This window comes from Streptomyces sp. NPDC029151 (assembly GCF_055564315.1).
The window spans coordinates 184,345-208,185 of the sequence record NZ_JBVHWQ010000007.1; the positions used below are offsets into that span (position 1 = coordinate 184,345).

General features: G+C 73.7%; 21 protein-coding genes and 5 tRNA genes. 8 read left to right on the top strand and 18 right to left on the bottom strand.

Features of this window, described 5'->3' with window-relative positions; genetic code table 11:
• Positions 1–50 precede the first annotated feature (50 nt).
• From ACZ4VF_RS25735 to ACZ4VF_RS25745, 3 genes are read right to left on the bottom strand one after another with little or no spacing between them, the layout of a single operon-like run.
• The gene (locus ACZ4VF_RS25735; protein ID WP_467928833.1) at positions 51–875 is read right to left on the bottom strand and encodes a GNAT family N-acetyltransferase; all 825 of its coding nucleotides are present in this window, start codon (positions 873–875) and stop codon (positions 51–53) included.
• A gap of 49 nt (positions 876–924) precedes the next feature.
• Entirely contained in the window at positions 925–1,746 is an 822-nt protein-coding gene (locus ACZ4VF_RS25740) for an aminotransferase class IV (protein ID WP_467928834.1), read from the bottom strand.
• On the bottom strand, positions 1,743–2,786 hold the full coding sequence (locus tag ACZ4VF_RS25745) for a chorismate-binding protein (protein ID WP_467928836.1): 1,044 nt from the start codon (positions 2,784–2,786) through the stop codon (positions 1,743–1,745). Before ACZ4VF_RS25745 ends, ACZ4VF_RS25740 begins: the two co-directional genes overlap by 4 nt.
• 179 nt (positions 2,787–2,965) lie before the next feature.
• Between ACZ4VF_RS25745 and ACZ4VF_RS25750 the strand changes: the two genes are divergently transcribed.
• The 5 genes from ACZ4VF_RS25750 (at position 2,966) to ACZ4VF_RS25770 (ending at position 3,436) form a co-directional block, all read left to right on the top strand.
• Positions 2,966–3,038 (top strand) — tRNA-Gly (locus ACZ4VF_RS25750).
• Positions 3,039–3,076: 38 nt separating this feature from the next.
• A tRNA-Cys gene (locus tag ACZ4VF_RS25755) sits at positions 3,077–3,150 on the top strand.
• Between the two features lies 1 nt (position 3,151).
• Positions 3,152–3,223 (top strand) — tRNA-Val (locus ACZ4VF_RS25760).
• A 40-nt stretch (positions 3,224–3,263) separates the two neighbouring features.
• Positions 3,264–3,335: transfer RNA gene (locus ACZ4VF_RS25765), tRNA-Val, on the top strand.
• 29 nt (positions 3,336–3,364) lie between these two features.
• Positions 3,365–3,436 (top strand) — tRNA-Val (locus ACZ4VF_RS25770).
• Positions 3,437–3,531: 95 nt separating this feature from the next.
• Here the strand turns inward: ACZ4VF_RS25770 and ACZ4VF_RS25775 are convergent.
• The 3 genes from ACZ4VF_RS25775 to ACZ4VF_RS25785 all read right to left on the bottom strand — a co-directional run bounded on the left by ACZ4VF_RS25775 (position 3,532) and on the right by ACZ4VF_RS25785 (position 6,076).
• Entirely contained in the window at positions 3,532–3,834 is a 303-nt protein-coding gene (locus ACZ4VF_RS25775; protein ID WP_467928837.1) for a TFIIB-type zinc ribbon-containing protein, read from the bottom strand.
• 80 nt (positions 3,835–3,914) lie between these two features.
• Positions 3,915–4,898 carry a phosphotransferase gene (locus ACZ4VF_RS25780; RefSeq protein ID WP_467929172.1) on the bottom strand — a complete coding sequence of 328 codons (984 nt, stop codon included), beginning with the start codon at positions 4,896–4,898 and terminating at the stop codon, positions 3,915–3,917.
• A gap of 1,001 nt (positions 4,899–5,899) precedes the next feature.
• Positions 5,900–6,076 carry a hypothetical protein gene (locus ACZ4VF_RS25785; protein ID WP_467908803.1) on the bottom strand — a complete coding sequence of 59 codons (177 nt, stop codon included), beginning with the start codon at positions 6,074–6,076 and terminating at the stop codon, positions 5,900–5,902.
• Positions 6,077–6,678: 602 nt separating this feature from the next.
• Between ACZ4VF_RS25785 and ACZ4VF_RS25790 the strand changes: the two genes are divergently transcribed.
• Positions 6,679–8,163, top strand: coding sequence for a serine/threonine-protein kinase (locus ACZ4VF_RS25790; RefSeq protein WP_467928840.1), 1,485 nt, complete (start codon positions 6,679–6,681; stop codon positions 8,161–8,163).
• Between the two features lie 233 nt (positions 8,164–8,396).
• Here ACZ4VF_RS25790 and ACZ4VF_RS25795 read toward each other — a convergent pair whose 3' ends face one another.
• From ACZ4VF_RS25795 to ACZ4VF_RS25840, 10 genes are all read right to left on the bottom strand, one after another.
• On the bottom strand, positions 8,397–9,215 hold the full coding sequence (locus ACZ4VF_RS25795) for a TrmH family RNA methyltransferase (protein ID WP_467928841.1): 819 nt from the start codon (positions 9,213–9,215) through the stop codon (positions 8,397–8,399).
• Positions 9,216–9,299: 84 nt separating this feature from the next.
• Positions 9,300–10,535 (bottom strand): uroporphyrinogen-III C-methyltransferase, encoded by a 1,236-nt coding sequence (gene cobA / locus ACZ4VF_RS25800; protein ID WP_467929173.1) that lies wholly within the window; start codon positions 10,533–10,535, stop codon positions 9,300–9,302.
• Between the two features lie 142 nt (positions 10,536–10,677).
• A complete protein-coding gene (cobT, locus tag ACZ4VF_RS25805) occupies positions 10,678–14,940 on the bottom strand; it encodes a nicotinate-nucleotide--dimethylbenzimidazole phosphoribosyltransferase (RefSeq protein ID WP_467928842.1) in 4,263 nt (1,420 codons plus the stop codon).
• 343 nt (positions 14,941–15,283) lie between these two features.
• Complete coding sequence (cbiE, locus tag ACZ4VF_RS25810) at positions 15,284–16,519, bottom strand: precorrin-6y C5,15-methyltransferase (decarboxylating) subunit CbiE (RefSeq protein ID WP_467928844.1); 1,236 nt, start codon at positions 16,517–16,519, stop codon at positions 15,284–15,286.
• Between the two features lie 90 nt (positions 16,520–16,609).
• A complete protein-coding gene (locus ACZ4VF_RS25815) occupies positions 16,610–17,248 on the bottom strand; it encodes a GNAT family N-acetyltransferase (RefSeq protein WP_467928845.1) in 639 nt (212 codons plus the stop codon).
• Positions 17,249–17,409: 161 nt separating this feature from the next.
• On the bottom strand, positions 17,410–18,234 hold the full coding sequence (locus ACZ4VF_RS25820; protein ID WP_467928847.1) for a MetQ/NlpA family ABC transporter substrate-binding protein: 825 nt from the start codon (positions 18,232–18,234) through the stop codon (positions 17,410–17,412).
• Positions 18,235–18,255: 21 nt separating this feature from the next.
• Positions 18,256–19,086: a MetQ/NlpA family ABC transporter substrate-binding protein gene (locus tag ACZ4VF_RS25825; protein WP_467928849.1), complete on the bottom strand. Its 831-nt coding sequence runs from the start codon at positions 19,084–19,086 to the stop codon at positions 18,256–18,258.
• 67 nt (positions 19,087–19,153) lie between these two features.
• Positions 19,154–19,891 (bottom strand): methionine ABC transporter permease, encoded by a 738-nt coding sequence (locus ACZ4VF_RS25830; RefSeq protein ID WP_467928851.1) that lies wholly within the window; start codon positions 19,889–19,891, stop codon positions 19,154–19,156.
• On the bottom strand, positions 19,888–20,979 hold the full coding sequence (locus tag ACZ4VF_RS25835) for a methionine ABC transporter ATP-binding protein (RefSeq protein WP_467928852.1): 1,092 nt from the start codon (positions 20,977–20,979) through the stop codon (positions 19,888–19,890). The genes ACZ4VF_RS25830 and ACZ4VF_RS25835 overlap by 4 nt, the downstream gene beginning before the upstream one ends.
• 296 nt (positions 20,980–21,275) lie before the next feature.
• On the bottom strand, positions 21,276–21,926 hold the full coding sequence (locus ACZ4VF_RS25840) for an HAD family hydrolase (protein WP_467928853.1): 651 nt from the start codon (positions 21,924–21,926) through the stop codon (positions 21,276–21,278).
• A 69-nt stretch (positions 21,927–21,995) separates the two neighbouring features.
• On the opposite strand from ACZ4VF_RS25840, the gene ACZ4VF_RS25845 reads away from it, so the two are divergent.
• Together ACZ4VF_RS25845 and ACZ4VF_RS25850 are read left to right on the top strand one after the other, a co-directional pair.
• A complete protein-coding gene (locus ACZ4VF_RS25845; protein WP_467928854.1) occupies positions 21,996–22,355 on the top strand; it encodes a hypothetical protein in 360 nt (119 codons plus the stop codon).
• A gap of 1 nt (position 22,356) precedes the next feature.
• Positions 22,357–22,794, top strand: coding sequence for a hypothetical protein (locus ACZ4VF_RS25850; protein ID WP_467928856.1), 438 nt, complete (start codon positions 22,357–22,359; stop codon positions 22,792–22,794).
• Here ACZ4VF_RS25850 and ACZ4VF_RS25855 read toward each other — a convergent pair.
• Together ACZ4VF_RS25855 and ACZ4VF_RS25860 are read right to left on the bottom strand one after the other, a co-directional pair.
• Positions 22,784–23,281, bottom strand: a complete 498-nt coding sequence (locus ACZ4VF_RS25855) for a GNAT family N-acetyltransferase (protein ID WP_467929175.1) — start codon at positions 23,279–23,281, stop codon at positions 22,784–22,786. The two genes, ACZ4VF_RS25850 and ACZ4VF_RS25855, sit on opposite strands and share 11 nt — an antisense overlap.
• Positions 23,282–23,326: 45 nt before the next feature.
• Positions 23,327–23,833: a sigma-70 family RNA polymerase sigma factor gene (locus ACZ4VF_RS25860; protein WP_467928857.1), complete on the bottom strand. Its 507-nt coding sequence runs from the start codon at positions 23,831–23,833 to the stop codon at positions 23,327–23,329.
• Positions 23,834–23,841: the final 8 nt, after the last annotated feature.

The window sequence follows — 23,841 nt, forward strand, 5'->3', positions numbered from 1 at the left end:
GGGGCCGACGGGACCGGGAGAGCGGCGAAGGCGGACGACCGGGCCCGGCGCTACAGCAGGGTCTTGCTCAGGGAGCGGGTCACCGTCTCGTAGCCGAGTGACGCGTAGAGCCGCTCGGCCGGGGTGTTGTCCGCGAAGACGTTGAGGCCGAGGACCGGACGGCCGGCCTCGATCGCCTGGCGCTCCGCCAGGAGCATGAGCGTACGGCCGTGTCCCCTGCCGCGGTGGGCCTCGTCGGTCTGGACGTCGAAGACGTACGCCCTGGCCTCCTCCAGGGCCAGCCACAGGGTGCCGACCGGGCCGCCCGCGTGCTCCAGCACGCTGAAGAGCATGCCCTCGGTCGCGAGCCCCTGCGGCAGCAGCCGCGCGTGGTCGCCGCGGGCCTTGGCGCGGGCGACGGCTTCCGGCAGGCCCCGCCCGGTCCACGAGCGCGCGTACCGCTCGGTCTCCGCCTCCCGCCAGGCGTGGAACTCGGCGCCGGTCATGGGCCGCGCCGTACTGTCCGCCGGCAGCGGGGGCGGGGTGGCACCGAGGCGTTTCTCCATGACGCGGTTGCGCAGGGTGTAGCCGAGGGCGTCGAACAGGCGCAGCGCGGCCGCCGCGGAGGCCGGCACCACGGTCTCCAGCTGGGTGCAGCCCCAGCCGCGGGCCACCTCCTCCGCGGCCAGCGCGGCGACGGTGCCCCGGCCGCGCCGCCGGTCCGGCTCGGCGATCCGGAGGTCGATGAGGCGCGCCACCGAGTCGCCGAGCGACGGGGAGGTGCCGAGGTGGATCTCGCCGACGGGACGGCTGTTCACGCACACCGTGTAACGGCGGGAGCGGGTTCCGTCGGGGTGCTGCTGGAGCGGCTCGGCCGGCCGCAGGGTCGTGGTCATCACAGGTGTTCTACCCACGGCGACCGCCCGCGTCAGCCTGTTTTCCGGCTCAGGGGTCCAGGTCCCGGGCGGACCGCTCGGCGAAGATCCGCATGACCTCGGCGGTCACCGGGCCCGGGGTGCCGGGCAGTTCGCGGTCGTCCACCTGGTGCAGCGCCTGTACGTCCCGCAGGGTGGAGGTCAGGAAGACCTCGTCGGCGCGCCGCAGCACGTCCAGCGGCAGGTCGGTCTCCTTCGCGCCGGTCCACTCGACGACCAGGGCGCGGGTGATGCCGGGCAGACAGCCGGAGGTGACCGGCGGGGTGTGGATCTCGCCGTCCAGGACGACGAAGACGTTGGACCCGGTGCCCTCGCAGAGCTGTCCGACCGTGTTGGCGAACAGCGCCTCGGACGCTCCGTGTTGGTGGGCACGGGCCAGAGCGACGACGTTCTCGGCGTACGAGGTGGTCTTCACGCCGGCGAGGGCGCCTCGTTCGTTACGGGTCCACGGGACGGTGATCGCGGCGGTGGAGTCGGGGCGGTGGGCGGTCTCGCCGACGGCGACCACGAGGGTGGGGCCGTGCTCGCCGCGGCCGACGCCGAGGGGGCCGTGGCCGCCCGTGTAGGTGATCCGCAGCCGGCCCAGCGGCACCGGTTCGGCCTCCAGTACGGCCGTACAGGCGCGGCGGACCTCGTCGTGGTCGGGGTCGGGCAGGCCGAGGCCGCGGGCCGAGCGGGTCAGCCGGTCGAGGTGCCGGGTGAGCGCGAACGGTGTGCCGTCCACCGCCTTGACGGTCTCGAAGACGCCGTCGCCCACGGTCAGACCGTGGTCGAGGACGGAGACCCGGGCGGACTCCAGGTCCCGCAGGCCGCCGTCGAGCCAGATCCTCATATGAGCGCCCCCTCGGTCTCCTCGTACGTCCCCGACGCTACCGCGAGCAGCCGGGACGCCTTCAGCTCGGTCTCGTGCCACTCCCCCTCCGGGTCGGAGCCCCAGGTGATGCCGGCGCCGGTGCCGAAGCGCAGGACGCCCGCGGCGCGGTCGATCCAGAAGGTGCGGATGCCGACGGCCAGCTCGGCGGTGCCGCGGTCGGCGTCCACCCAGCCGATGCCGCCGCAGTACGGGCCGCGCGGGACCGTCTCCAGCGCCTCGATGATCCGCAGGGCGCTGGACTTGGGGGCCCCGGTGACCGAGCCGGGCGGGAAGGCCGCGGCCAGCAGCTCCGGCCAGCCGGCGCCCGCGCGCAGCTCGCCTCGGACGGTGGAGACGAGGTGGACGAGCCCGGGGTGCTTCTCCACGGCGCACAGGTCGGGGACGGTCACGCTGCCGGTCGTGCAGACGCGGCCGATGTCGTTGCGGACCAGGTCCACGATCATCACGTTCTCGGCGTAGTCCTTCTCCAGGAGGTCCGCCTCGGTGCGTCCGGTGCCCTTGATCGGTCCGGACTCGACGGTACGGCCGTCCCGGCGCAGGAACAGCTCGGGTGAGGCGGTGGCGATCTCCACGCCGTGCTCCGGCAGCCGAATCGTTCCTGCGTACGGCGCCGGGTTGCCGCGGGCCAGCAGGGCGGTCAGGGCGTCCACGTCCGCGCCGGGGGCGACGGGCGCGCTGAGCACCCGGCACAGGTTGGCCTGGTAGACCTCGCCGGCCGCGATGTGCTCGCGGATCCGGCGGACGGCCGCCGTGTAGGCGGCGCGGTCCAGGGAGGAGGCCCAGTCCCCCACCGCCGGGCCCCGCCAGCGCCCCGGCACCGGGGCGGGCACCGGCTCCTCCCGTACGTCCGCGAAGCGGGCGCAGGTCAGCCGGCCCTCGAAGTCCTGGCAGACGGCCCAGAAGCCGGTGGAGTCCAGGGCGGCCGGATCGCTGGTGACGTCGAGGAGACCGGTGGCGACACGGTCACCGAAACGGGCGAGAGGAGCGTGGTGGAGCACGTGGTCGAGTCTAGGACGGGGTGTCCTCCGGATGGCCCCGGGACGTCCCGGAGGGGGCCCTGACCACCGGGTCCGTCGGGTGCACCGCAGCACGCTGCGCAAACGCGTTTTTGTGCTGGCCCGGGAATCCGCTAGAGTTCAACACGTCGCCGGGACGCGGAAGCGGACCGAAACGACAGGCGGACGTAGCTCAGTTGGTAGAGCGCAACCTTGCCAAGGTTGAGGTCGCGAGTTCGAACCTCGTCGTCCGCTCGCAGGAAGAAGGGGTCATCCCGATCCCCTACACTCCTGGTGGAGTGGCCGAGAGGCGAGGCAACGGCCTGCAAAGCCGTCTACACGGGTTCAAATCCCGTCTCCACCTCCAAGGACGATTAGCTCAGCGGGAGAGCGCTTCCCTGACACGGAAGAGGTCACTGGTTCAATCCCAGTATCGTCCACTGGATCCTCGGATCCTGGATCTTCTCGAAGATCCCACCCGCGCGATTAGCTCAGCGGGAGAGCGCTTCCCTGACACGGAAGAGGTCACTGGTTCAATCCCAGTATCGCGCACTGCCTGTGACTCACGGGTCACGGTCCGCGGACGATTAGCTCAGCGGGAGAGCGCTTCCCTGACACGGAAGAGGTCACTGGTTCAATCCCAGTATCGTCCACACAGCAAGGAGCCCCCGGCCGTCTCGTACGGCCGGGGGCTTCTGCGTGTGCTCGGCGGCCCGGCGGCCCGGCTGGGTGCTCGGCCGCCGTCGGCTCAGCTGGAGAAGAGCATGTGGCCGAAGCTCTTGTGGCGGTGGTGGCCGTAGTGGCCGTGGCCGCCGTGTCCTCCGTGGCCGCCGTGCGGGGCGCCCCAGGCGGGCGCGGGCGGGGCGGCCGGGTAGGCCTGCGGCGCGGCGGGCGGGGGCGGCGGGGCCGGCTGCCACTGGGCCTCCAGGCGGGTCAGCGCCTCCAGCTCGCCGTAGTCGAGGAAGATGCCGCGGCAGCCGCTGCACTGCTCGATCTGGACGCCGTTGCGGTTGTAGGTGTGCATCGGCGCATGGCACTTCGGACACTGCATGGTCGGCTCAACTCCTCGCCGTTCGGTCCTGCTTCGTGTTTCCCCAGGACAGACTCCGTCCAGGCCCGGGCGGTTGCAGCCTAGCCCGGGAATCCCGACGCGGGCCGAGCGGGGCGGGGCACCTGCGGCGGCACGGACGGCATACGGGCACAGGCGTCGACCACGGCCTGCTCCACCTCGTCCAGCGGCCGGTCCGCGGCGAGCGCCTTGGTGACCGCCAGGGCGGCCGTCTGCACGGTGAGCGCGCGGGCCGGGACGTCCAGGGCCGGCCAGGGGTCGCCGTCCGCGGGCACGGCCGGGCCGCCGGCCCGCCGGTAGGCGGTCAGGAAGCGGGTCCACTCGTCGGGCGGGAGGAGTCCGCAGGCGTACCAGGCGGCCGGGCGGGCGAGGTCCCACGCCGGGACGCCGGCGCCGAGGTCGTCGACGTCGATCAGCTTCCACGGACCGTCCGGCGCCGGGTGCCGGACGAGCTGGCCGAGGTGCAGGTCGCCGTGGCACAGGGCCGACGGGCCCGGCATCGGGGCCTCGGCCCGGGCCCAGGCGGGCAGGGTGGCCCAGGCGTCCAGGACGGGGCGGGATGCGGGCCGGGCGGCGGGGCCGGGGGCCGCACGGGGCGGGGTGCGCAGCGCCGCCCGGAGCCGGTCGAGGGCGCGGGCGGCCTTCGCGGGGCCGCGCATCGGGGGGAGGCCGGTGGGGACGGGGGTGCGGTGGAGCCGGGCCAGGAGGGCGGCGGCGGCCTCCCAGGGGGCCGCGTCCGGATCGTCCGGGTCCACCGGGAGGCCGTACGGCCAGAGGGTCACCGGGCGGCCGTGCAGGGCGCCCGGGGTGGGCGTGAGGGGCGGCAGGAGTACGTCCGGGAGGCGGGCGGCCGTGGTGACACGGAGGGTCAGGGCGGCGGGGTCGGTGTCCGGGGCGTGCGCCTTGGCGACCGTGCCGGCGTGCCGGACGACGGTGGCGTCCTGGCGGTCGGCGAGGGTTGCGTGGCCGCACGCGCGGGTGCAGGAGGGAAGGGCGGTGGAGGTGTGGGCGGTGGAGGTGTGGGGGTGGGCAGCGGCCGCGGCCATGGCGGTCAGGGCGGGTACGAGGGCGGGGGGCTCTGCGGTGGGGTGGGGGCCGGTGCTGATGCCGGTGCCGGTGCCGGTGTTCACGTCTGCACCTGTGTCTGCGGTCAAGGCTGCCTCGGGCAAGGTTGGCTGTTCGGCTGAGGGTACTGGGGCGGGCCGGGGGCCGGGGCGCTCGCCCGCGCCGGCGGGGTGCCGCTGCGCCCACCCGTGCCGCCCCTGGCGGCACGACTGCCCGCAGCCAGGACGGCGCGACGCCCACTGTCGGGCGGGCCGCCCGACGGCACGCACGCCACCGGCCACGACGGCACGACAGACACCACCGGGTCGACCGCCCCTCAGCGACACGACTGCCCCCAGCCACGACGGCACGACAGCCATCACCAGGTCGACCGCCTCTCAGCGGCTGCCCCGGCCACGACGGCACGACAGCCACCGCCGGCTCGACCGCCACCCAGCGACACCACCGCCCACGGCCACGACGGCACGTCGCCCGCACGCAGCCGCGGCTCATGGTTGTCCACAGGTCTCGGCACCGCGCAGCCGACGGCGCCGCAGTGCCCCAGGGGCGGTGGGAACCGCGCGACCAGCCCCGAGCCGGCTCGCAGACGACGCACGGCCCACAGTCCGGCGGCGCTGAAACGACCGTCACAGCGGGATCGGACGGCCGAGCGGCCGAGCGGCCGAGGCAGCGCGAGCAGACGACCGGAGCAGTCCGGCCAAACCGCTGGAGCAGCACGACCAGACGACCGGAGCAGTCCGGCCGAACCGCTGAAGCAGCACGACCAGACGGCCGGAGCAGTCCGGCCAAACCGCTGAAGCAGCACGAGCGAACGGTTGAAGCGGCGCGGCCGAACCGCTTCAGCAGTGTGGGAAAACGGCCAATGCCGGCGCAGCTCCCCAGCTGCGCCGGCATTTGTGCCGTCCGCCGCACCCCCGTCCCCACGGGGTTTCATGGATGGATGTCCCCGCCCGGACCGCTCTTCCGGGCCTGGGGTCGCCGCTCAGCGCCCCAGCATCGCACCCACGGACGACGCCTGTGTGGCCACCGTCTCCCAGCCGTCGAAGACGAGCAGGAGCAGGGCCGCCAAGGGAAGGGCCATGAGCGTCGCCACCAAGGGGTGGCGACGGCCCGTCCGGCGCGGGACGAACGCGGTGCGTCGTGGTGCCGTGTGGGCCATGGTCCCTCTCCTGACCGTTCGGTTGTCATCTGCGGCGGCGGGTGCCTGACCTCGGGGGACGAGTGCCGCACCCGCCGCTCGACCTCAAATCTAGGCGCGCGGCGTGCACGGGGCGTCATGCCCTCGTACCGATTGCCGGGCCTCCCGGAGGATGAGCCGTGACCTGCGAAGTACTCCCCTGGGTGGAGACGCGGAGCCGGGTGTCGGGGTCTTCCCGGAGGGGGTGGTCCGCTCTGTCCGGTCATGCCCGAAGCATCCCGGAGCGCGGGAGGAGTGACTTCGATCACTCGGGGCGTGGTCCGGGCGGGTCCGGGGGGCGGGACGAGGTCCGGGGGCCGGCCGGGACTGCGGGTCGCCGCGGGGCGTCGCCGCGACGGGGTGCGGCACCGCGCACCGCTGTCCCGCGTGAGCCCAAATCGCCTGCCCGGATGGCTGGTTGGCATCCTTGGTGACCGGAAGTCGCCGTGGGGCGCGGCTTCCTGACCGGCTTTCACCTCCCCCGGTCGGCCCACACAATCCGTCCGGCCGAGAGGGCGCGGCCTCTGCGCGCAGGCGGCCGTGGAAACGTAAGCTGTGCCACGTCACAGGACCGGGCAGCGGGGATGAACATGGCGATGATGCGCCTGAGGCGCGAGGACCCGCGCGTCGTCGGCTCGTTCAGGCTTCACCGACGGCTCGGCGCGGGCGGGATGGGCGTGGTCTATCTCGGCTCCGACAAGAAGGGGCAGCGGGTCGCACTGAAGGTGATCCGGCCCGACCTGGCGGAGGACCAGGAGTTCCGGTCGCGGTTCGCGCGCGAGGTGTCGGCCGCCCGGCGCATCCGGGGCGGGTGCACGGCCCGGCTGGTCGCCGCGGACCTGGAGGCCGAGCGGCCCTGGTTCGCCACCCAGTACGTACCCGGGCCCTCCCTGCACGACAAGGTCGCCGACGAGGGCGCGCTCGGCGCGGCGGACACCGCGGCGGTCGGCGCCGCTCTGTCCGAGGGCCTGGTCGCCGTGCACGAGGCCGGTGTCGTCCACCGGGACCTGAAGCCCTCCAACATCCTGCTGTCCCCCAAGGGACCGCGGATCATCGACTTCGGCATCGCCTGGGCCACCGGTGCCTCCACGCTCACCCACGTGGGCACCGCGGTCGGCTCCCCCGGCTTCCTCGCCCCGGAGCAGGTGCGCGGCGCCGCGGTCACCCCGGCCACCGACGTGTTCTCCCTGGGCGCGACCCTGGCGTACGCCTCGACCGGCGACTCGCCCTTCGGGCACGGCAGTTCCGAGGTGATGCTGTACCGGGTGGTGCACGAGGAACCGCAGCTGCACGGCGTACCGGACGCGCTCGCCCCGCTGATCCGGGCCTGTCTGGCGAAGGACCCGGACGAACGGCCGAGCACCCTGCAGCTGTCGCTGCGGCTGAAGGAGATCGCCGCCCGGGAGGCGCAGGGCCTGGACGGCGTACGGCCGCCCGCGCCGCGTGCCGCCGAGGCGGACCGGCCCACCGGACGGCTCGTCGACACCTATCCCGAGCAGCAGCGCACCCCGCGGCGTACCTCCCCCGGTACGCCGCTGCCGCGCGGCGGCACCCCGGCTCGGGGCGGGGTGCCGGCGCGCGGCGGGCCGGTCTCGCGCGGTGAGGCGCCGGCCAGGGGCGGGACGTCCTCGCGGGGCGACGTGCCGTCACGGGGCGGGGCCCCCTCGCGCGGCGGCAGCGGTGCGCGCGGGGGCGCCACCGCCTCGTCCCGGCCGGGTACGGCGCGCCCCACCCCGGCACCGCGGGGCCGCGGGCCGCGCTCCGGCGGCGGCCGTCCCGCTCCGCGCGGCGGCTCGGTGCGGCCGGGGCAGCGCCCGGCGCGGACCGGACGGCGGCCCGCCAACCCCCGGCTGCTGCGGCAGCGGCTGTTCGTCTTCGTGGTGGTGACACTGCTGGTCGCCCTCGGCATCGCCGTGGCCCAGGGCTGCCAGGGTCCGGCGCGCGGCCTCGGCGAGGACGGCGGGGCCCAGCGGTTGCGGCACTCGCAGCCCGGCTACCCGCCGGTGATCGACGGGAAGACCATGTCCGACGACCAGCGGTCGAAGCTGAGCCACGACGCCGGGAACTGAGCACGGGCCGGAACGGCGCGGACGCCGGCGGCCGAGCGCTGCCGCAGCGGCGCTGCCGGAACGGTTCGGCCTGCCGGCGCGACCGGAGCAGCCCCGCCGGAACTCCGCGGCCTGAACAGCCGTGGCAGCCCCGCCGGACACCGCGACGTGAACAGCGCCGCCGAAGCAGCCCCGCCGGAACAGCGCGGCGGGAACCGCTCGGTCGGGAACGGCGCGGTCAGGCGGTCGCGTGGTCAGGCGGTCGGCCGGCCCGTCGCCACCGCGTAGAAGGCGACCGCGGCCGCCGCGCCCACGTTGAGCGAGTCGACGCCGTGGGACATCGGGATGCGGACCCATTCGTCGGCGGCGACCAGTGCCTGCGTGGACAGTCCGTCGCCCTCGGCACCGAGCATGAGGGCGACCCGGTCCATGGTGTGCGGGGCGGCCTCGTCCAGGGTGCGGGCCTTGTCGTCCGGGGTGAGCGCGAGCAGGGTGAAGCCGGCCTCGCGGACCGCGTCCAGGTCCCGGGGCCAGGTCTCCAGCCGGGCGTACGGCACGGAGAACACCGCGCCCATGGACACCTTGACGCTCCGCCGGTAGAGCGGGTCCGCGCAGTCGGGCGACAGCAGCACCGCGTCCATGCCGAGGGCCGCCGCCGAGCGGAAGATGGCGCCGATGTTGGTGTGGTCGTTCACCGACTCCATGATGACCACCCGGCGGGCGGAGCGGAGCAGTTCGCCGGCCGTGGGCAGCGGCTTGCGCTGCATGGAGGCGAGGGCGCCGCGGTGCACGTGGTAGCCGGTGACGCGTTCGGCGAGTTCGGGACTGACGGCGTACACCGGGGCCGGGAGCTCGTCGATGACGTCGCGCATGACGTCGATCCACTTGGCGGAGAGCAGCATCGACCGCATCTCGTAGCCGGCTTCCTTGGCCCGGCGGATGACCTTCTCGCCCTCGGCGATGAACAGGCCCTCGGCGGGCTCGCGCTTGCGGCGCAGCTCGACGTCGGTCAGGCCCGTGTAGTCGCTCAGGCGCGGGTCGTCGGGGTCCTCGACGGTGATGAGATCGGCCACAGGGTGATACTGCCTTGTCCTGGGTGTGGTGCCAACGGCTGGGAAGAGATGGGTTACCCCGGGTTACGCGTGATCAGGCCAAGGTCACGCCGGGAGGTGTTCGGGTCCGACGCGTACGACGTCGCCGATGACGATGACCGCCGGCGGCCTGACGTCCTCGGCCCGTACCGTCTCGGCGACCGTGGCCAGGGTGGCGTCCACGCGCCGCTGCGCGGCCGTGGTGCCCTCCTGCACCAGGGCCACCGGCGTCTCGGGGGACTTGCCGTGCGCGACGAGCGTCTCGGCGATCCTGCCGATCTTGTCGACGCCCATGAGGACCACGAGCGTGCCGGTGAGCCTGGCCAGCGACGGCCAGTCGACCAGGGAGCGCTCGTCGTCGGGCGCCACGTGCCCGCTGACCACGGTGAACTCGTGGGCGACGCCCCGGTGTGTGACCGGGATGCCGGCCGCGCCCGGCACCGAGACGGAACTGGAGATGCCCGGCACCACGGTGCACGGGATGCCGGCCTCGGCGAGCGCCTGGACCTCCTCCATGCCCCGGCCGAAGACGTAGGGGTCGCCGCCCTTGAGCCGGACCACCGCCTTGCCCTGCTTGGCGTGCTCGATGAGCGCGTTGTTGATGGCCTCCTGGGCCATGTAGCGGCCGTACGGGATCTTCGCCGCGTCGATGACCTCGACGTGCGGCGGGAGTTCGGCGAGCAGGTCGCGCGGGCCGAGCCGGTCGGCGATGACGACGTCCGCCTCGGCCAGCAGGCGCCGGCCGCGGACCGTGATCAGGTCGGGGTCGCCGGGGCCGCCGCCGACCAGGGCCACACCGGCGGTGCGGGTGCGGTGGTGCGGGGCGACGAGGGTGCCGTCGCGCAGTCCCTCGACCACCGCGTCCCGGATGGCGGCGGTGTGCCGGGGGTCGCGGCCACGCGCGTGCGTGGTGAGTACGGCGACGGTGACGCCCTCGCTGTGACCGGTCGCCGGGGTCCACGCGGTCGCCTGGTCGGCGTCGTCGGAGCGGACGCACCAGACGCGGTGCCGCTCCGCCTCCGCGGAGGCCCGCGTGTTGGCCTCCGGGTCGCTGGTCGCGATGAGGGCGTACCAGGCCTCGGCGAGGTCGCCGTCCTCGTACGCGCGCCTCACCCAGGTGATCTCGCCGGCGTCCGCCATGGCTTCGACCGAGGGGGTCGCCCCGGGGGACACGAGGACGATGTCCGCGCCCGCGGCGATCAGGGCCGGCAGGCGGCGCTGGGCGACCTGGCCGCCGCCGAGGACGACCACGCGGCGGCCGGAGAGGCGGAGGCCTACGGGGTAGGCGGGGTGTTCGGCCATGAGGTACGGCTCCTCGTGCAGCTGTGGCATGGGCACGCTGCACCTTCGGAGCGGCCCTGACGTGCGGATTTTATGCCGTGGACACGGCACACGGCACGGGTGGTCCGGCAGCTGAACACCGGACCGTCCCGTGCCGCGACGGCTACTTCTCCGTGACGCCCGCCGAGTCGAACGTCGCCACCTCGTGCATGGCCCTCGCCGCACTCTGGACCAGGGGCAGGGCCAGCAGGGCGCCCGTTCCCTCGCCGAGGCGGAGGTCGAGGTCGACCAGCGGGCGCAGGCCCAGCTTGTTGAGGGCCGCGACGTGGCCGGGCTCGGCGCTGCGGTGGCCGGCGATGCAGGCCGCGAGGACCTCCGGGGCGATGGCGCGGGCCACGAGGGCCGCGGCACCGGCGCTGACGCCGTCCAGGATCACCGGCGTGCGCAGCGAGGCGCCGCCGAGCAGCAGGCCCACCATGGCCGCGTGTTCGAAGCCGCCGATCGCCGAGAGGACGCCGATCGGGTCGGCCGGGTCCGGCTGGTGGAGCTCCAGGGCCCGGCGGACGACCTCGGTCTTGCGGGCGAGCGTCTCGTCGTTGATGCCGGTGCCCCGCCCGGTCACCTCGGCCGGGTCGGCGCCCGTGAAGACCGAGATGAGGGCGGCCGAGGCCGTGGTGTTGGCGATGCCCATCTCGCCCGTCAGCAGCGCCTTGTTGCCGGCCGCGACCAGGTCGCGGGCGGTCTCGATGCCGACCTCGATGGCCGCCTTGGCCTCCTCGTGGGTCATGGCAGGGCCGGTGGTCATGTCGGACGTGCCGCCGCGGATCTTGCGCGGCAGCAGGCCAGGGGTGGCGGGCAGGTCGGCGGCCACGCCCACGTCCACGACGCACACCTCGGCGCCGACCTGGCCGGCGAAGGCGTTGCAGACGGCTCCCCCCCCGAGGAAGTTGGCCACCATCTGGGCGGTGACCTCCTGCGGCCAGGGGGTGACGCCCTGGGCGTGCACGCCGTGGTCGCCGGCGAAGATGGCGACGGCGGCGGGCTCCGGGATCGGCGGCGGGCACTGCCGGGACAGCCCGGACAGCTGCGCGGAGATGATCTCCAGCATGCCGAGCGCGCCGGCCGGCTTGGTCATGCGCTTCTGGCGCTCCCAGGCCTCACCGAGGGCCTTGGCGTCGAGCGGGCGGATCTGTGCGACGGTCTCGGCGAGCAGGTCGTGGGGTTCCTCTCCGGGCAGGGCGCGGCGGCCGTACGTCTCCTCGTGCACCACCCAGGACAGGGGGCGTCGCTTGGACCAGCCGGCCTGCATCAGCTCCGGCTCGTCCGGGAACTCGTCGACGTACCCGACACACAGGTAGGCGACGACCTCCAGGTGCTCGGGCAGGCCGAGCGCGCGGACCATCTCCCGCTCGTCGAAGAAGCTGACCCAGCCGACGCCGAGGCCTTCGGCGCGGGCGGCGAGCCAGAGGTTCTCCACCGCGAGCGCCGAGGAGTAGGGCGCCATCTGCGGCTGGGTGTGACGGCCGAGCGTGTGCCGGCCGCCGCGGGTGGGGTCGGCGGTGACGACGATGTTGACCGGGGTGTCGAGGATGGCCTCGATCTTCAGTTCCTTGAACTGCTTGGCCCGGCCCTTGGGCAGCGACTTGGCGTAGGCGTCGCGCTGCCGCATCGCCAGTTCGTGCATCGTCCGCCGGGTCTCGGCGGAGCGGATGACGACGAAGTCCCAGGGCTGCGAGTGACCGACGGAGGGCGCGGTGTGCGCGGCCTCCAGGACCCTGAGCAGCACCTCGTGCGGGATGGGGTCGCTGCGGAAGCCGTTGCGGATGTCGCGGCGCTCACGCATGACCTTCAGGACGGCCTCGCGCTCGGCGTCGGCGTAGCCGGGCGCGGCCGGGCCGGTGGACTTCGGTGCATCCTCCACTGCGGCCGTGCTCTCTTCCTGGTCGGCGGCCCTGGTCTGCAGGTCCTCCGCGTGCTGGACGACGTCGGGGCCGGGCGCCGCGTCCGGTACGACGGCCGGCTCGCCCTCGCGCGGTGCGGGCACGACGAGCGGGTGCGGCGGGGTGGGCGCCAGGTGCGGGGTGGTGGGCACCTGGCCCTCCACCGGCACGAACTGCCCGAGCGGCTGCTGGTCCGGCTCCGCGGCAAGGCTGGAGGGAAGCGGCTGCTCCGGGTGCTGCGCACCCGCCGCGTCCGCCACGACGGTGTCCGGCGCCTGCGGCTGGAGCTGCGGACCGGCGACCGGCGCGGGGGCGGCGGTGTCCACGGCCTGCTGCTGCTCGGGTACGGCGGACACGGCCGGGGCGTCGGCGAGCTGCGGCCCCTGGACCTGGAGCACGGCCGGCTGCACCGGCGCGGTCACCTCGGCGGCCGGTGCGACCGGAGCGGCGGCGTCCGGCACGTCCGACGACTCCGGCGTCTCGGGGAGCGCGGATGCCGGAGCCTCGGCGGGGCCGACTGCGACCTGCGCGGGAGCGTGGGGAGCGGCGGGCTGCTGAGGCTCGGCGAGCGTCTGGGGCTGGGCGGTCGTCTGAGGCTCGGCGGGCACATGAGGCTGGGCGGTCGGCTGAGGCAGCTCGGTGGCCGGTCCGGGCTCGGCGGGCACCTGGGACTGCGCAGCGGCGACGGCGTGCGCCTCCTCGGCGGCCTGGAGCGCGGGGGCGGCCGGCTCGACGGGGGCGGCCTGCGGCACCTCGACGGGCTGCACGGGCTCGGCGGGCTGCACGGGCTCGGCGGGCTGCACGGCCTCGCCGGGCGGCGCGGGAGCTGCCGGCTCTGCGGCGACTGCCTCCGGCGCGGTGGCGGCTGCCTCCGGCGCGGGAGCGGCCTGCTCGACGGGGGCGGCCTGCGGCACGTCCACCGGCTCCACGGCGACGGGCTGAGCCGCGTCCACGGGCGGCGCGACCTCGGCGGGCTGCGCGACGACGACCGCCTCCGGCGCGACAGCGACCGGCTCGACGAGGGCGGCCTGCGGCACGTCCACCGGCTCCACGGCGACGGGCTGAGCCGCGTCCACGGGCTGCGCGACCTCGGCGGGCTGCGCGACGACGACCGCCTCCGGCGCGGCAGCGACCGGCTCGACGGGGGCGGCCTGCGGCACGTCCACCGGCTCCACGCCGGCGGGCTGAGCCGCGTCCACGGGCTGCGCGACCTCAGCGGGCTGCGCGGGAACTGCCGTCTGTGCGACGACCGCCTCCGGCGCGGTAGCCGCCGGCTCGACGGCGACCGCCTCCGGCGCTGCGACCGGCTGCGCACCGTCCGTCGCCTGTGCGGCCGCGTCGGCGTGCTCCTCGGCGACCGCCTGCGCGGCCTCGGCCGGCCCGGCGGGTGCCGTCGGCTGAGCCGCGTCCGCCGCCGTCGGGGCCGGTGCCTCGGTCGCCGGGCCGGTCTCCGCGGTGCCCTCGCCGACGGCCTCGACGGGCTCGGCCGGTACGGCCTGCTCCGGCGCGGACGGAACACCCTCGGCCGGAACGCTCTGTTCCGTCACAGGTTCCGCAGGTTCCGCAGGTTCCGGAAGTTCCGCGGGTTCCGCCGCAGGAGCCTCCGGCGTCGGCGCCTCGGAGACCTCCTGCGCCGGTACGGGTGCCTCGGCCACGGGTGCGGGCGGGGTGCCGTCGGCGGCCGGTACGGCCTGCTCCGCCGGCATCTCCCCGGCCACGGCAGTCTCCGCCCCGTCCGTGCCCGGTCCCGCCGGCGCCGTGTACACCCCGTCGTGGGCGTGCATCGGCTGCACCCCGTCGTGGCCGTGCACGACGGGCACCTGGCCGGTGAGGCGGGCCACCGCGGCCTGTGCCGCGTCGGCCGGCTCGGCCTGCGACGGTACGGACGAGGGCGGGCCAACCGTTTCGGCAGCCGGGGCCTCCACGCCGACCTGGGCCGGGGCGGGCGGGGCCGCACCCCAGGGGGCCGCGCTCTGCGGGGCCGTCTGCGGCTGGGCGTCGAGGTACTCGGGACCGGCGGCCGGTGTTCCGGGCTGCCGTACCGGCGTACCCGCGGGGCCGCGGTCGGCGAGGGAGCGGACCGGGCTCGCGGAGGTGTCGGGGATCGGCGGGCCGAGGTGCAGCGGGCGGCGCGGCGGCTGTGGCGCGGCCGCCGGGTCGTGCGGCGCCGAGAGGATGGGTGACGGCGTGACGGAGACGGGCCCCGAGTCGGGCAGCCGTACGCCGTTGAGGTCGACCGAGCCGCTGTCGCGGCCGGCCGTCTCGTGCGGGCCCGGCTCGTGGACGGCTTCCACCACCGGTTCCGGAGCGGGTGGCGGCACCTCGTTGCCCCACGCGCCCTGGGCACCCGGCAGCAGCAGGTCTTCGTCCTCGGCGGGCGCCTCGGAGAGGTAGGTGTACGCGCCGTGCGTGGGAACGCCCGGCTGTTCCACCATGCCTGCGCTCTCCGGCTGCCCCTCGCCCGGGACCTGGCCGGTGTCGGTCATGCGTACCCCTCGCCCATCGGTTAGTGCTCCTACGACCAGCTCACCCGGAACGGCGCACCGACCGCCCCGCAGTGAAGAACGAGCGTCCGTGCCCAGCGGCACGAACGACCCGCCGGAAAAGGCGACAAAGCCATTCAGTGGCATTGTCCCGGTCGTTCCACCGTCGCGACAGCATGATCCGCGACAGCCCGCTGTGGACTGCGCCACGTTGCGCGTCCTCCGGTTCCGCAGTACCACACCCGCCCCAAAACGGGCTTGCGATCCGGACATTGGCGAACGAAGTTCGGGCCACCGGTGCGGTACAACGATCGGCCAGCCTACCGCGCGCGGTACGACAACAGGATCACGGGGCGCGGTCGGGCAGTACCCCACTGAGCAGGAACGCTACGTTCCGCTCGGTCTCGGTCCAGGCCCGTGTGTCGAGTTCGACGGACTGCAGCAGGGCGCACTCGACCCGGTACCCGTGCTCGGTCAGGTCACGGCCGACGCGCTCGGCGGCGTCCCGGGTCGCGGCGTGGGTGACGATGCGCTGCGGGCGCCGGTCGGCGACCGCGGAGACGACCGCCGGTCCCCCGCCGCCCACCCGTACGACGTCCGGTTCGGGCAGGTATTCGAGGACGTGCGGGGCGCTGCCGCGGACGATCTGGAGCTGGACGCCGAAGCGGCGGGCGGCGGCGTCCGTGCGGGCGCAGGCGGCGGGGTCGTGGTCGACGGCGATGACGGCCGCGCCGGCGCGCGCGGCCTCGGTGGCGAACGCGCCGCTGCCGCAGCCGATGTCCCAGACGAGGTCGCCGATCCGGGGCCCGAGCCGGGCGAGTTGAGCGGCGCGCAGCAGCTGCGTCTCCCCCTCGCCGAGCCCTCCGTCCGGTCCGGCTCCCGGCCCGGCGCCGTAGCTCTCGTCGGGCTGGACCCAGCCGCGCGGGCCGGCGCCCGGGTCGCGCCCGGCGATCCAGCCGCCGCTGTCCCCGGCGCCGGCGGGTCCGCCGATGACGATGACGACGTTGGGGTCGCGCCAGGTGTGGTCGGCGGCCTTGTCGGAGGTGACGACGCTGACCTGCTCGCGTTCGGTGCCCAGTTCCTCGCAGATGACGAAGGTGCGGTGGACGCCCTCCAGCAGGAGGCCGAGTTCGGCGGGGCCGGCGCCCGGTGCGGTGAGGACGGCGACCTTGGTGTGGGCGCGGCAGACGTTCACGGCCCGGCGCAGGGTGCGCGGGTGGGCGACGACGACCTGGGCGTCGTCCCAGGGCATGCCCGCGCGGGCGAAGGCCGCGGCGACCGAGGAGACGGCGGGGACGACCTCGACCTCCAGGCCGAACTCCGGTGCGCGCAGGGTCCGTACGATGCCGAAGAAACCGGGGTCACCGTCGGCGAGCACGACCGCGGTGCCGCGGTGGGCGGCGATGCGGCGGGCGGCCAGGGCGAGGCTGCCGAGGCGGATGCGTTCGGCGGCGGGCGGGAGCTCGGGCAGCGCCAGGTGGTGGGCGGCGCCCGCCACGAGGGTGGCGGCGCCGAGCGCGGCCCGTGCCGCCTCGGTCAGCGGCGAGCCGTCCCAGCCGATCACCGTGACCCGGTCGGCCATCGTCGTCAGTCTCCAGGGGTTCTGCGCGGGTCTGCGGGTGGAGTGGGCCCGTAGCGGGCTCCGTGAGAGTACCTGGTGGGGCCCGGGGGCTCAGTTCCAGTCCGAGTACGAGGGGAAACCACCGGTGTCGGACAGGTGCTCGCCGGCTCCGGCGAGGTCCTCCGGCAGCAGGCTCCACACGATGACGTCCGTGCGTACGTCGGTCCAGGTACCGTCCTCGGTCCTGGTCCGCGCTATCCAGGCGTTGCGCAGGACGCCCTCGCTGATGCAGCCGATCTTCTGGGCGACCTGCTGGGCGGCGGTGTTGTCGGCGGCGGTGCGCAGTTCGAGCCGCTCGAACTTCTGGTCGTGGAACAGCCACTGGGCCATGGCGAGGGCGACTTCGGAGGCGTAGCCCTCACCGCGGGCCCAGGGGGCGACGACGTAGGCGATCTCGCTGGAGCGGACCCGCCAGTCGGTGTTCCTCAGGTGGACGATGCCGACGAGCCGCTGGGTGAGGAACTCGGTGACGGCGAGGACGATGCCGCGGCCCCCGGTGCGCTCGTCGGGGGCCAGCCGGCTGACCCACTCACGGGCCTCGGCCTCGCCGTAGGGGTGGGGGACGGTGGTCCAGGCGACGACCTGCTCGTCGTTCATCATCTCGGCCAGGGCGGGCGCGTCGTCCTCGTCGAGGGGGCGCAGCACCAACCGCTCCGTGCTGATGGAGATGTTGGGGAAGGTGCTCGTCATGCGCCGCTCCGTAACCTTCGGAAAATCCTCGGAAGACCGTCAGGGCCGTCAGGCCTGCTGAACTGCCCAGCATGCAGCATGAAACCACCGAACCGCACAACGGGGTCCACACCCGGTGAGGGAGTGGACCCCGTGCGTGGCGGAACGCCGTGTACGTGCCGTCAGCCGTCGGTCACCGGCAGGACGGACCCGTGGTACCTGTCCTTGATGAACGTCCGCACCTGGGGCGAGACGAGCAGCCTGGCGAGCTTCCGCACCCGCGGGTCGTCCTCGTCGCCGCGTCTGACGGCGAGGAGGTTGGCGTAGGGGTTGTGCTTCGCCGACTCCAGGAGGATCGCGTCCTTGGTGGGGCTGAGGCCCGCGTCCTGGGCGTAGTTGTTGTTGATGACCGCGGCGTCCACGTCGTCCAGCGAGCGGGGCAGCTGGGCGGCCTCCAGCTCCTTGAACCTCAGGTGCCGGGGGTTGGCCGTGATGTCCGCGGGGGACGCGTCGGGGCCGGCGCCGGGCTTCAGCCCGACGAGGCCGCCGGCCGCCAGCAGCCTGAGGGCGCGGCCCTCGTTGGTGGTGTCGTTCGGTACGGCGACGGTGGCTCCGTCGGCGAGCCGGGTGACGCGCCGGGCCTTGTGGGAGTAGACGCCCATGGGCGGCAGGTAGGGCTTGACGACCGGGACGAGGTCGGTGCCCCTGGACTTGTTGAAGTCGTCCAGGTAGGGCTGGTTCTGGTAGAGGTTGGCGTCCAGCTCGCCCTCCTGGAGGGCGGTGTTCGGCAGGACGTAGTCCGTGAACTCCTTGATCTCCAGCTTCAGGCCGGCCTTGGCGGCGAGGTGCTCCTTGACGTAGGCGAGCACCTCGCCGGCCGGGACGGCGGTGGCGCCGACGACGAGGGTGTCGTCCGTGCCACCGCCCTTGCCGGAGTCCGTTCCGGAGCCGCAGGCGGTGAGGCCGAGGGCGGCCACCACCGCCGCGGCGACGACGGACGCGCGCATGGTGCCGGTCCTCCTGACGGCTCAGAAGGACGGGATGACCGAGCCCTGGTACTTGTCCTCGATGAACTTCTTGACCTCGGGCGAGGTGAGGAGCTTCGCGAGCTTCTTCACGCGCGGGTCCTTCTCGTTGCCCTTCTTCACGGCGAGGAAGTTGCCGTAGGGGCTGTTCTTCGGGGACTCCAGGACCAGGGCCTCCTTGGCGGGCTTGATGCCGGCCGAGATGGCGTAGTTGCCGTTGACCACGGCCGCGTCCACGTCGTCCAGGGAGCGCACGGTCTGGGCCGCCTCGACCTCCTTGAACTTGAGGTTCTTGGGGTTCTTGGCGATGTCCTGCGGGGTGGCCTCGGAGCCGGCGCCGTCCTTGAGGGTGATGAGCCCCTTGGCGGCGAGCAGCTTCAGGGCGCGGGCCTCGTTGACGGCGTCGTTCGGGACGGCGATGGTCGCACCGCTCTTGAGGGCGTCGGCCTTCTTGACCTTGTGGGAGTACAGGCCGAGCGGCTCCAGGTGCACCGTGACGACGGGCACGATGTGGGTGCCGCGCTTCTTGTTGAAGTCGTCCAGGTACGGCTGGTTCTGGAAGTAGTTGGCGTCCACCGAGCCGTCCTCGGTCGCCGTGTTCGGCGTGATGTAGTCCGTGAACTCCTTGACCTCCAGGTCGAGGCCCGCCTTCTTCGCCAGCTTGTCCTTGACGAAGTTCAGGATCTCGGCGTGCGGGGTCGGGCTGGCGGCGACGACCAGGGCGCCGCTCGTGTCGGAGGAGCCGGAGTCCTTGCCGGAGCCGCAGGCGGTCAGCCCGAGGGTGAGGGCTCCGGTGGCGAGGACGGCGGTGGTGAGCTTGGCGGTGTTACGCACGAAAAGTGCCTTTCCTTCAGGGTGGTGCGACCCCGTGTACGGGTGAACGGGGAGTCCGGGGGGTGTGTCAGGCGACCTTGCTGACGTCGGCCGCCGCAGGCTCCTTGGCCTTGAGGAGGCGGAGCTTGGGGGCGGGGCCGGACCGGCCGCCCCTGCTGTGCAGGAGGCGGGCCGCGAAGTCGCCGGCGAACTGGATGACGGAGATGACGACGGCGAGGATGCCGACGGTGATCCACATCATCTGGGTCTCGAAGCGCTGGTAGCCGTAGCGGATGGCGATGTCGCCGAGGCCGCCGGCGCCGACCGTGCCGGCCATGGCCGAGTAGCCGATGAGGGCGACGATCGTGGTCGTGGCGCTGGCGATCAGGGAGGGCAGCGACTCGGGTACGAGCACCTTGCGGACGATGGTCCAGGTGGAGCCGCCCATCGACTGGACGGCCTCGACGAGCCCGCCGTCCACTTCGCGGACGGCCGTCTCGACCAGGCGCGCGAAGAACGGGATCGCGCCGATGGCGAGCGGCACGATGGCGGCCTCGCGGCCGATGGTCGTCCCGGTGATCGAGCGCGTGACGCCCATCAGCGCGACCATCAGGATGATGAACGGCATGGAGCGGGCGATGTTCACGACCTGCCCGATGACCTTGTTGGCGACCACGTTCTGCAGCAGGCCGCCCCGGTCGGTGAGGACCAGCAGGATGCCGAGCGGAAGGCCGCCGAGGACGGCGATCAGGGTGGACCAGCCGACCATGTAGAGGGTGTCCCAACACGCCTGGGACAGCAGCGGCTGCATCTCCGACCAGGTCACTTGGCACCTTCCTTCACCAGCAGGCCGTCCTGGCCCTCGACGTCGATCTGCAGGCCCTGTTCGCGCAGGAACCCGATCGGCACCACGTTGTCCTCGTAGCGGCCGGGCAGTTCGATGCGCATGCGGCCGATCTGGAGGCCTCCGACGGTGTCGATGGCGGCGCCGAGGATGGAGATGTCGATGTTGTAGGTGCGCGACAGCTGGGAGATGACCGGCTGGGTGGCGGCCTCGCCCTGGAAGGTGACGTCGAGGACGGTCCGGTCGGCGCCGGTGCGCTCGCCGCTGACCGGGAACAGCGCGGCGGCCAGCTCGGAGCCGGGCGTGGCGAGCAGCTCGCTGACCGTGCCGGACTCCACGATCCGGCCCTGCTCCATGAGGGCGGCGGAGTCGCAGACCGACTTCACGACGTCCATCTCGTGGGTGATCAGCAGGACGGTCAGGCCGAGCTGCCGGTTCAGGTCGCGCAGCAGCTGGAGGATGGAGCGGGTGGTCTCCGGGTCGAGGGCGCTGGTGGCCTCGTCGGAGAGCAGCACCTTGGGGTCGCCGGCGAGGGCGCGGGCGATGCCGACGCGCTGCTTCTGGCCGCCGGAGAGCTGGGCGGGGTAGGCCTTGGCCTTGTCGGCGAGGCCGACCAGGTCGAGCAGTTCGAGGGCCTTGCGCGAGCGGGCCCGGCCGGCCTGGCCGAGGATCTCCAGCGGCAGCTCGACGTTGTCCTGGACGGTCCGCGAGGACAGCAGGTTGAAGTGCTGGAAGACCATGCCGATCCGGCTGCGGGCACGGCGCAGCTCCCTGCCGGCGCGGGGGCCGCGGCCGGCCAGGGCGGTGAGGTCCTGCCCGTCGACGGTCACGGTGCCGGAGGTGGGGCGCTCCAGCAGGTTGACGCAGCGGATGAGGGAGGACTTCCCGGCGCCGGACTGGCCGATGACGCCGTAGACCTCGCCTTCGCGGACGTGGAGATCGACGCCGTCGAGGGCGGTGACCTCACGGCCGCGGGAGCGGTAGACCTTGGTCAGGCCCGAGGTGGTGATCACGTGGGTTTCCGTCACTGTCGAGTGCGCGGGCGTGGGTGTGCCCGGGCACGGGTGCATGCGGTTCCGGCATGGAAGGTGGTGCATCGTCGCGTACGGTCTGCGGCGCACGGACGGCCACGGCTCTCGCTTCGGGGCGCGAGGCTCAGCTGATGCGGGGGCCCTCTAGAAGGCGCACATTCGGCACATCAGGCGACACATACAACGAGCACCGGGCGTCATGGTCGCCTCGGTCGCAAGGGTGCGGCAGCTCGTCGTGGTCATGCGATCAGTAAACCAGACGGGCGGTCCTGACCGGACGCCGCTGTCCGCATACTGGACAGCGGCGGACAGGGGCGGACGGCGGTGGCCGGGGCTCAGTCGCGGACGGCGATCTCCACTCCCCCGTCGGTGACCAGTGCCGACAAGGCCGACAGGTCCCGCACCACCAGGTCGGCGTCCAGCTCGTGCGCCCGGTGGGTTGTGGCCAACGCCACGGTGGTCATGCCGGCCGCGCGGCCCGCCCGCAGTCCGGCGGGGGCGTCCTCGAAGACCACGCAGCGCGCGGGGTCCACGCCGAGCTGCCGGGCGGCGAGCAGGTAGGGCTCGGGGTCGGGCTTGCCGCGGGTGACGTCGTCGGCCGAGACCAGGGACTTCGGGCGGATGCCGACGGCGGCCAGGCGGGCCTCGGCCAGCCGCCGGGTGGCGGAGGTGACCACGGCCCAGCGGTCGGCCGGCAGCGCGTCCAGGAGCGCGCGGGTGCCGGGCAGCAGCCGCACCCCGCCGTTCGGCACGTCCTCGACCTCCAGCTGTTCGACCCGGGCCACCGCCTCCGGCACCAGGCGGGCGGGCAGCAGGTCGGCGACGATCTCGACCGCGGTCCGCCCGTGGAGCTCGACGCGTCCGAACTCCTCGGCGGTGATCCCGTACTCCCGGGCCCAGCGGGTCCAGCAGCGCTCGACGGAGTCGAGGGAGGAGACGAGGGTGCCGTCGTTGTCGAACAGGAGGGCGTGCGCGTGGATCGTCATGGTCTAGACCCTACGGTGTACGGCGGGGGCGGCGGCGACGGCCCGTTTCGGCCGTAATAGGGTCACGGCATGCTCAATGCCCTGACGCTGGTGACCGGGGTCGCCGCGCTGTTGCTCGCCGCGTGGTGCGGCTGGGCCGCCTACCGCGACCAGCCGACGAAGGACTGGCACTTCATCGGCATGGCCGTGGTGTCGCTGCTGGCCCTCGTGCAGCTGGTGATCGGGGTCGTGCAGCTGGCGCGGGGCGAGAAGCCGGAGCAGGGTACGACGATCTTCGTGGCGTATCTGCTGGGCGCGTTCGCGTGTGTGCCGGCGGCGGGTCTGATGTCGCTGGCCGAGCGGTCCCGCTGGGGCTCGGTGACAGTGACCGCCGGCGGTGTGGTGCTGGCCGTCCTGGAAGTACGGCTCTACGACATCTGGGGAGGCTGAGGTGACGGCGGTGGAGGAGAAGCCGACCCGGCTGATCAGCGGGCCGGGCATGCTGCTCGTCTGGTTCTACGGCGTGATGGTGGTCGGCGCGGTGTCGCGTTCCGCTTACCAGATCGGCACGGAGTTCGACCGGGCGCCGCTGGCCTATGTGCTGTCGGCGGTGGCCGGCGTGGTGTACGGCTTCATCACGTTCACGCTCGTCCGGGGCGGGGAGACGGCCCGCAGGGCGGCGCTGGTGTGCTGCGCCGCCGAGCTCGCGGGTGTGCTCCTCGTGGGCACCTGGACCCTGGTCGACCGCTCGGCGTTCCCGGACACCACCGTGTGGTCGTACTACGGAGCGGGCTACATCTTCATCCCGGTGCTGCTGCCGGTCTCCGCGATGTACTGGCTGCGGAAGGCACGGAACGCGGGGAAGGCCGGGAACGCCGTCAGGCCGTAGCCGCGTACTGTCCCGCCTGCTTCTCCAGGATGATCAGCTCCACTCCGTCGGCGCCCTTGGCGCGGCCCACCGTCTGGTAGCCCACGCGCCGGTACAGCCGGAGGTTGCCCTCGCTGCGGTGGCCGGTGAGGAGGCGGAATGTCCTGGCGCCGCGCTCCGACTCCAGGGCCGCCTCGGCCGTGCGCAGCAGCCGTGCGCCGATGCCGTGGCCCTGGAGGCGGGGGTGGACGCAGAGCTTGCCGATGGCCGCCGCGCTGTCCTCGGTGACCTTGCCGCGCACCGAGCCGACCACCTCGTCGCCGAGCCGGGCGACGAAGACGCAGTCGGACGCGACCTCCTGACGGACGGAGTCCAGGGTCTGCACGAGCGGGTCGATGCGGTAGTTGCCGTACAGCGCCGCCTCGCTCTGGAAGCACAGGTACTGGAGCCGGAAGATCTGCTCCGCGTCCTGTTCGGTCGCCACCGAGATGGTCACGCTCATGCCCATGTGCGCATGCCTCCCGCTCACCTGATCACCTGTCGTCCCCCACTCCTATCCCCGCGCTTCGCACGCCGCAACCTCCGGTGTGAGCAATCGGCGCAGACATCCGAGACATCTGGAGCGTTCCGGTCCAAGACTGCCCTGTGAGATACCCAACTCCCCCGCGATCTCCCGGTATGTCAGGTCCTCCGGTGAGAGCAGCGCCTCGATGAGGCGGGGACAGCGGCCGGGCAGCCGGCGCACCGCGTCGCGCAGGGCGCGGTACCGGGCGGCGGTGAGGACGTGCTGTTCGGGGCCGGGGCGGAGGTCGTCGGCCGGTTCGGCGTCGTAGGGGCGTTCCAGACGGGTGGTGCGGCGGCTGCGGCGGGCCTCGGCCCGCACGGCCCTGCGCAGCCAGCCCTGCGGGTCCAGCGGTGGTCCCTCGCTCTCCAGCCGTTCCAGGAGGCGGAGCCAGACGGCCTGCTCCAGGTCGCCGGACTCGCCTCCCGTTGCATATGCCTCGGCCGAGGCTTCGGCGGTGAGCAGCGGGTGCAGGGCGGCAACCAGGTCGTGCGTCATATGCGGAA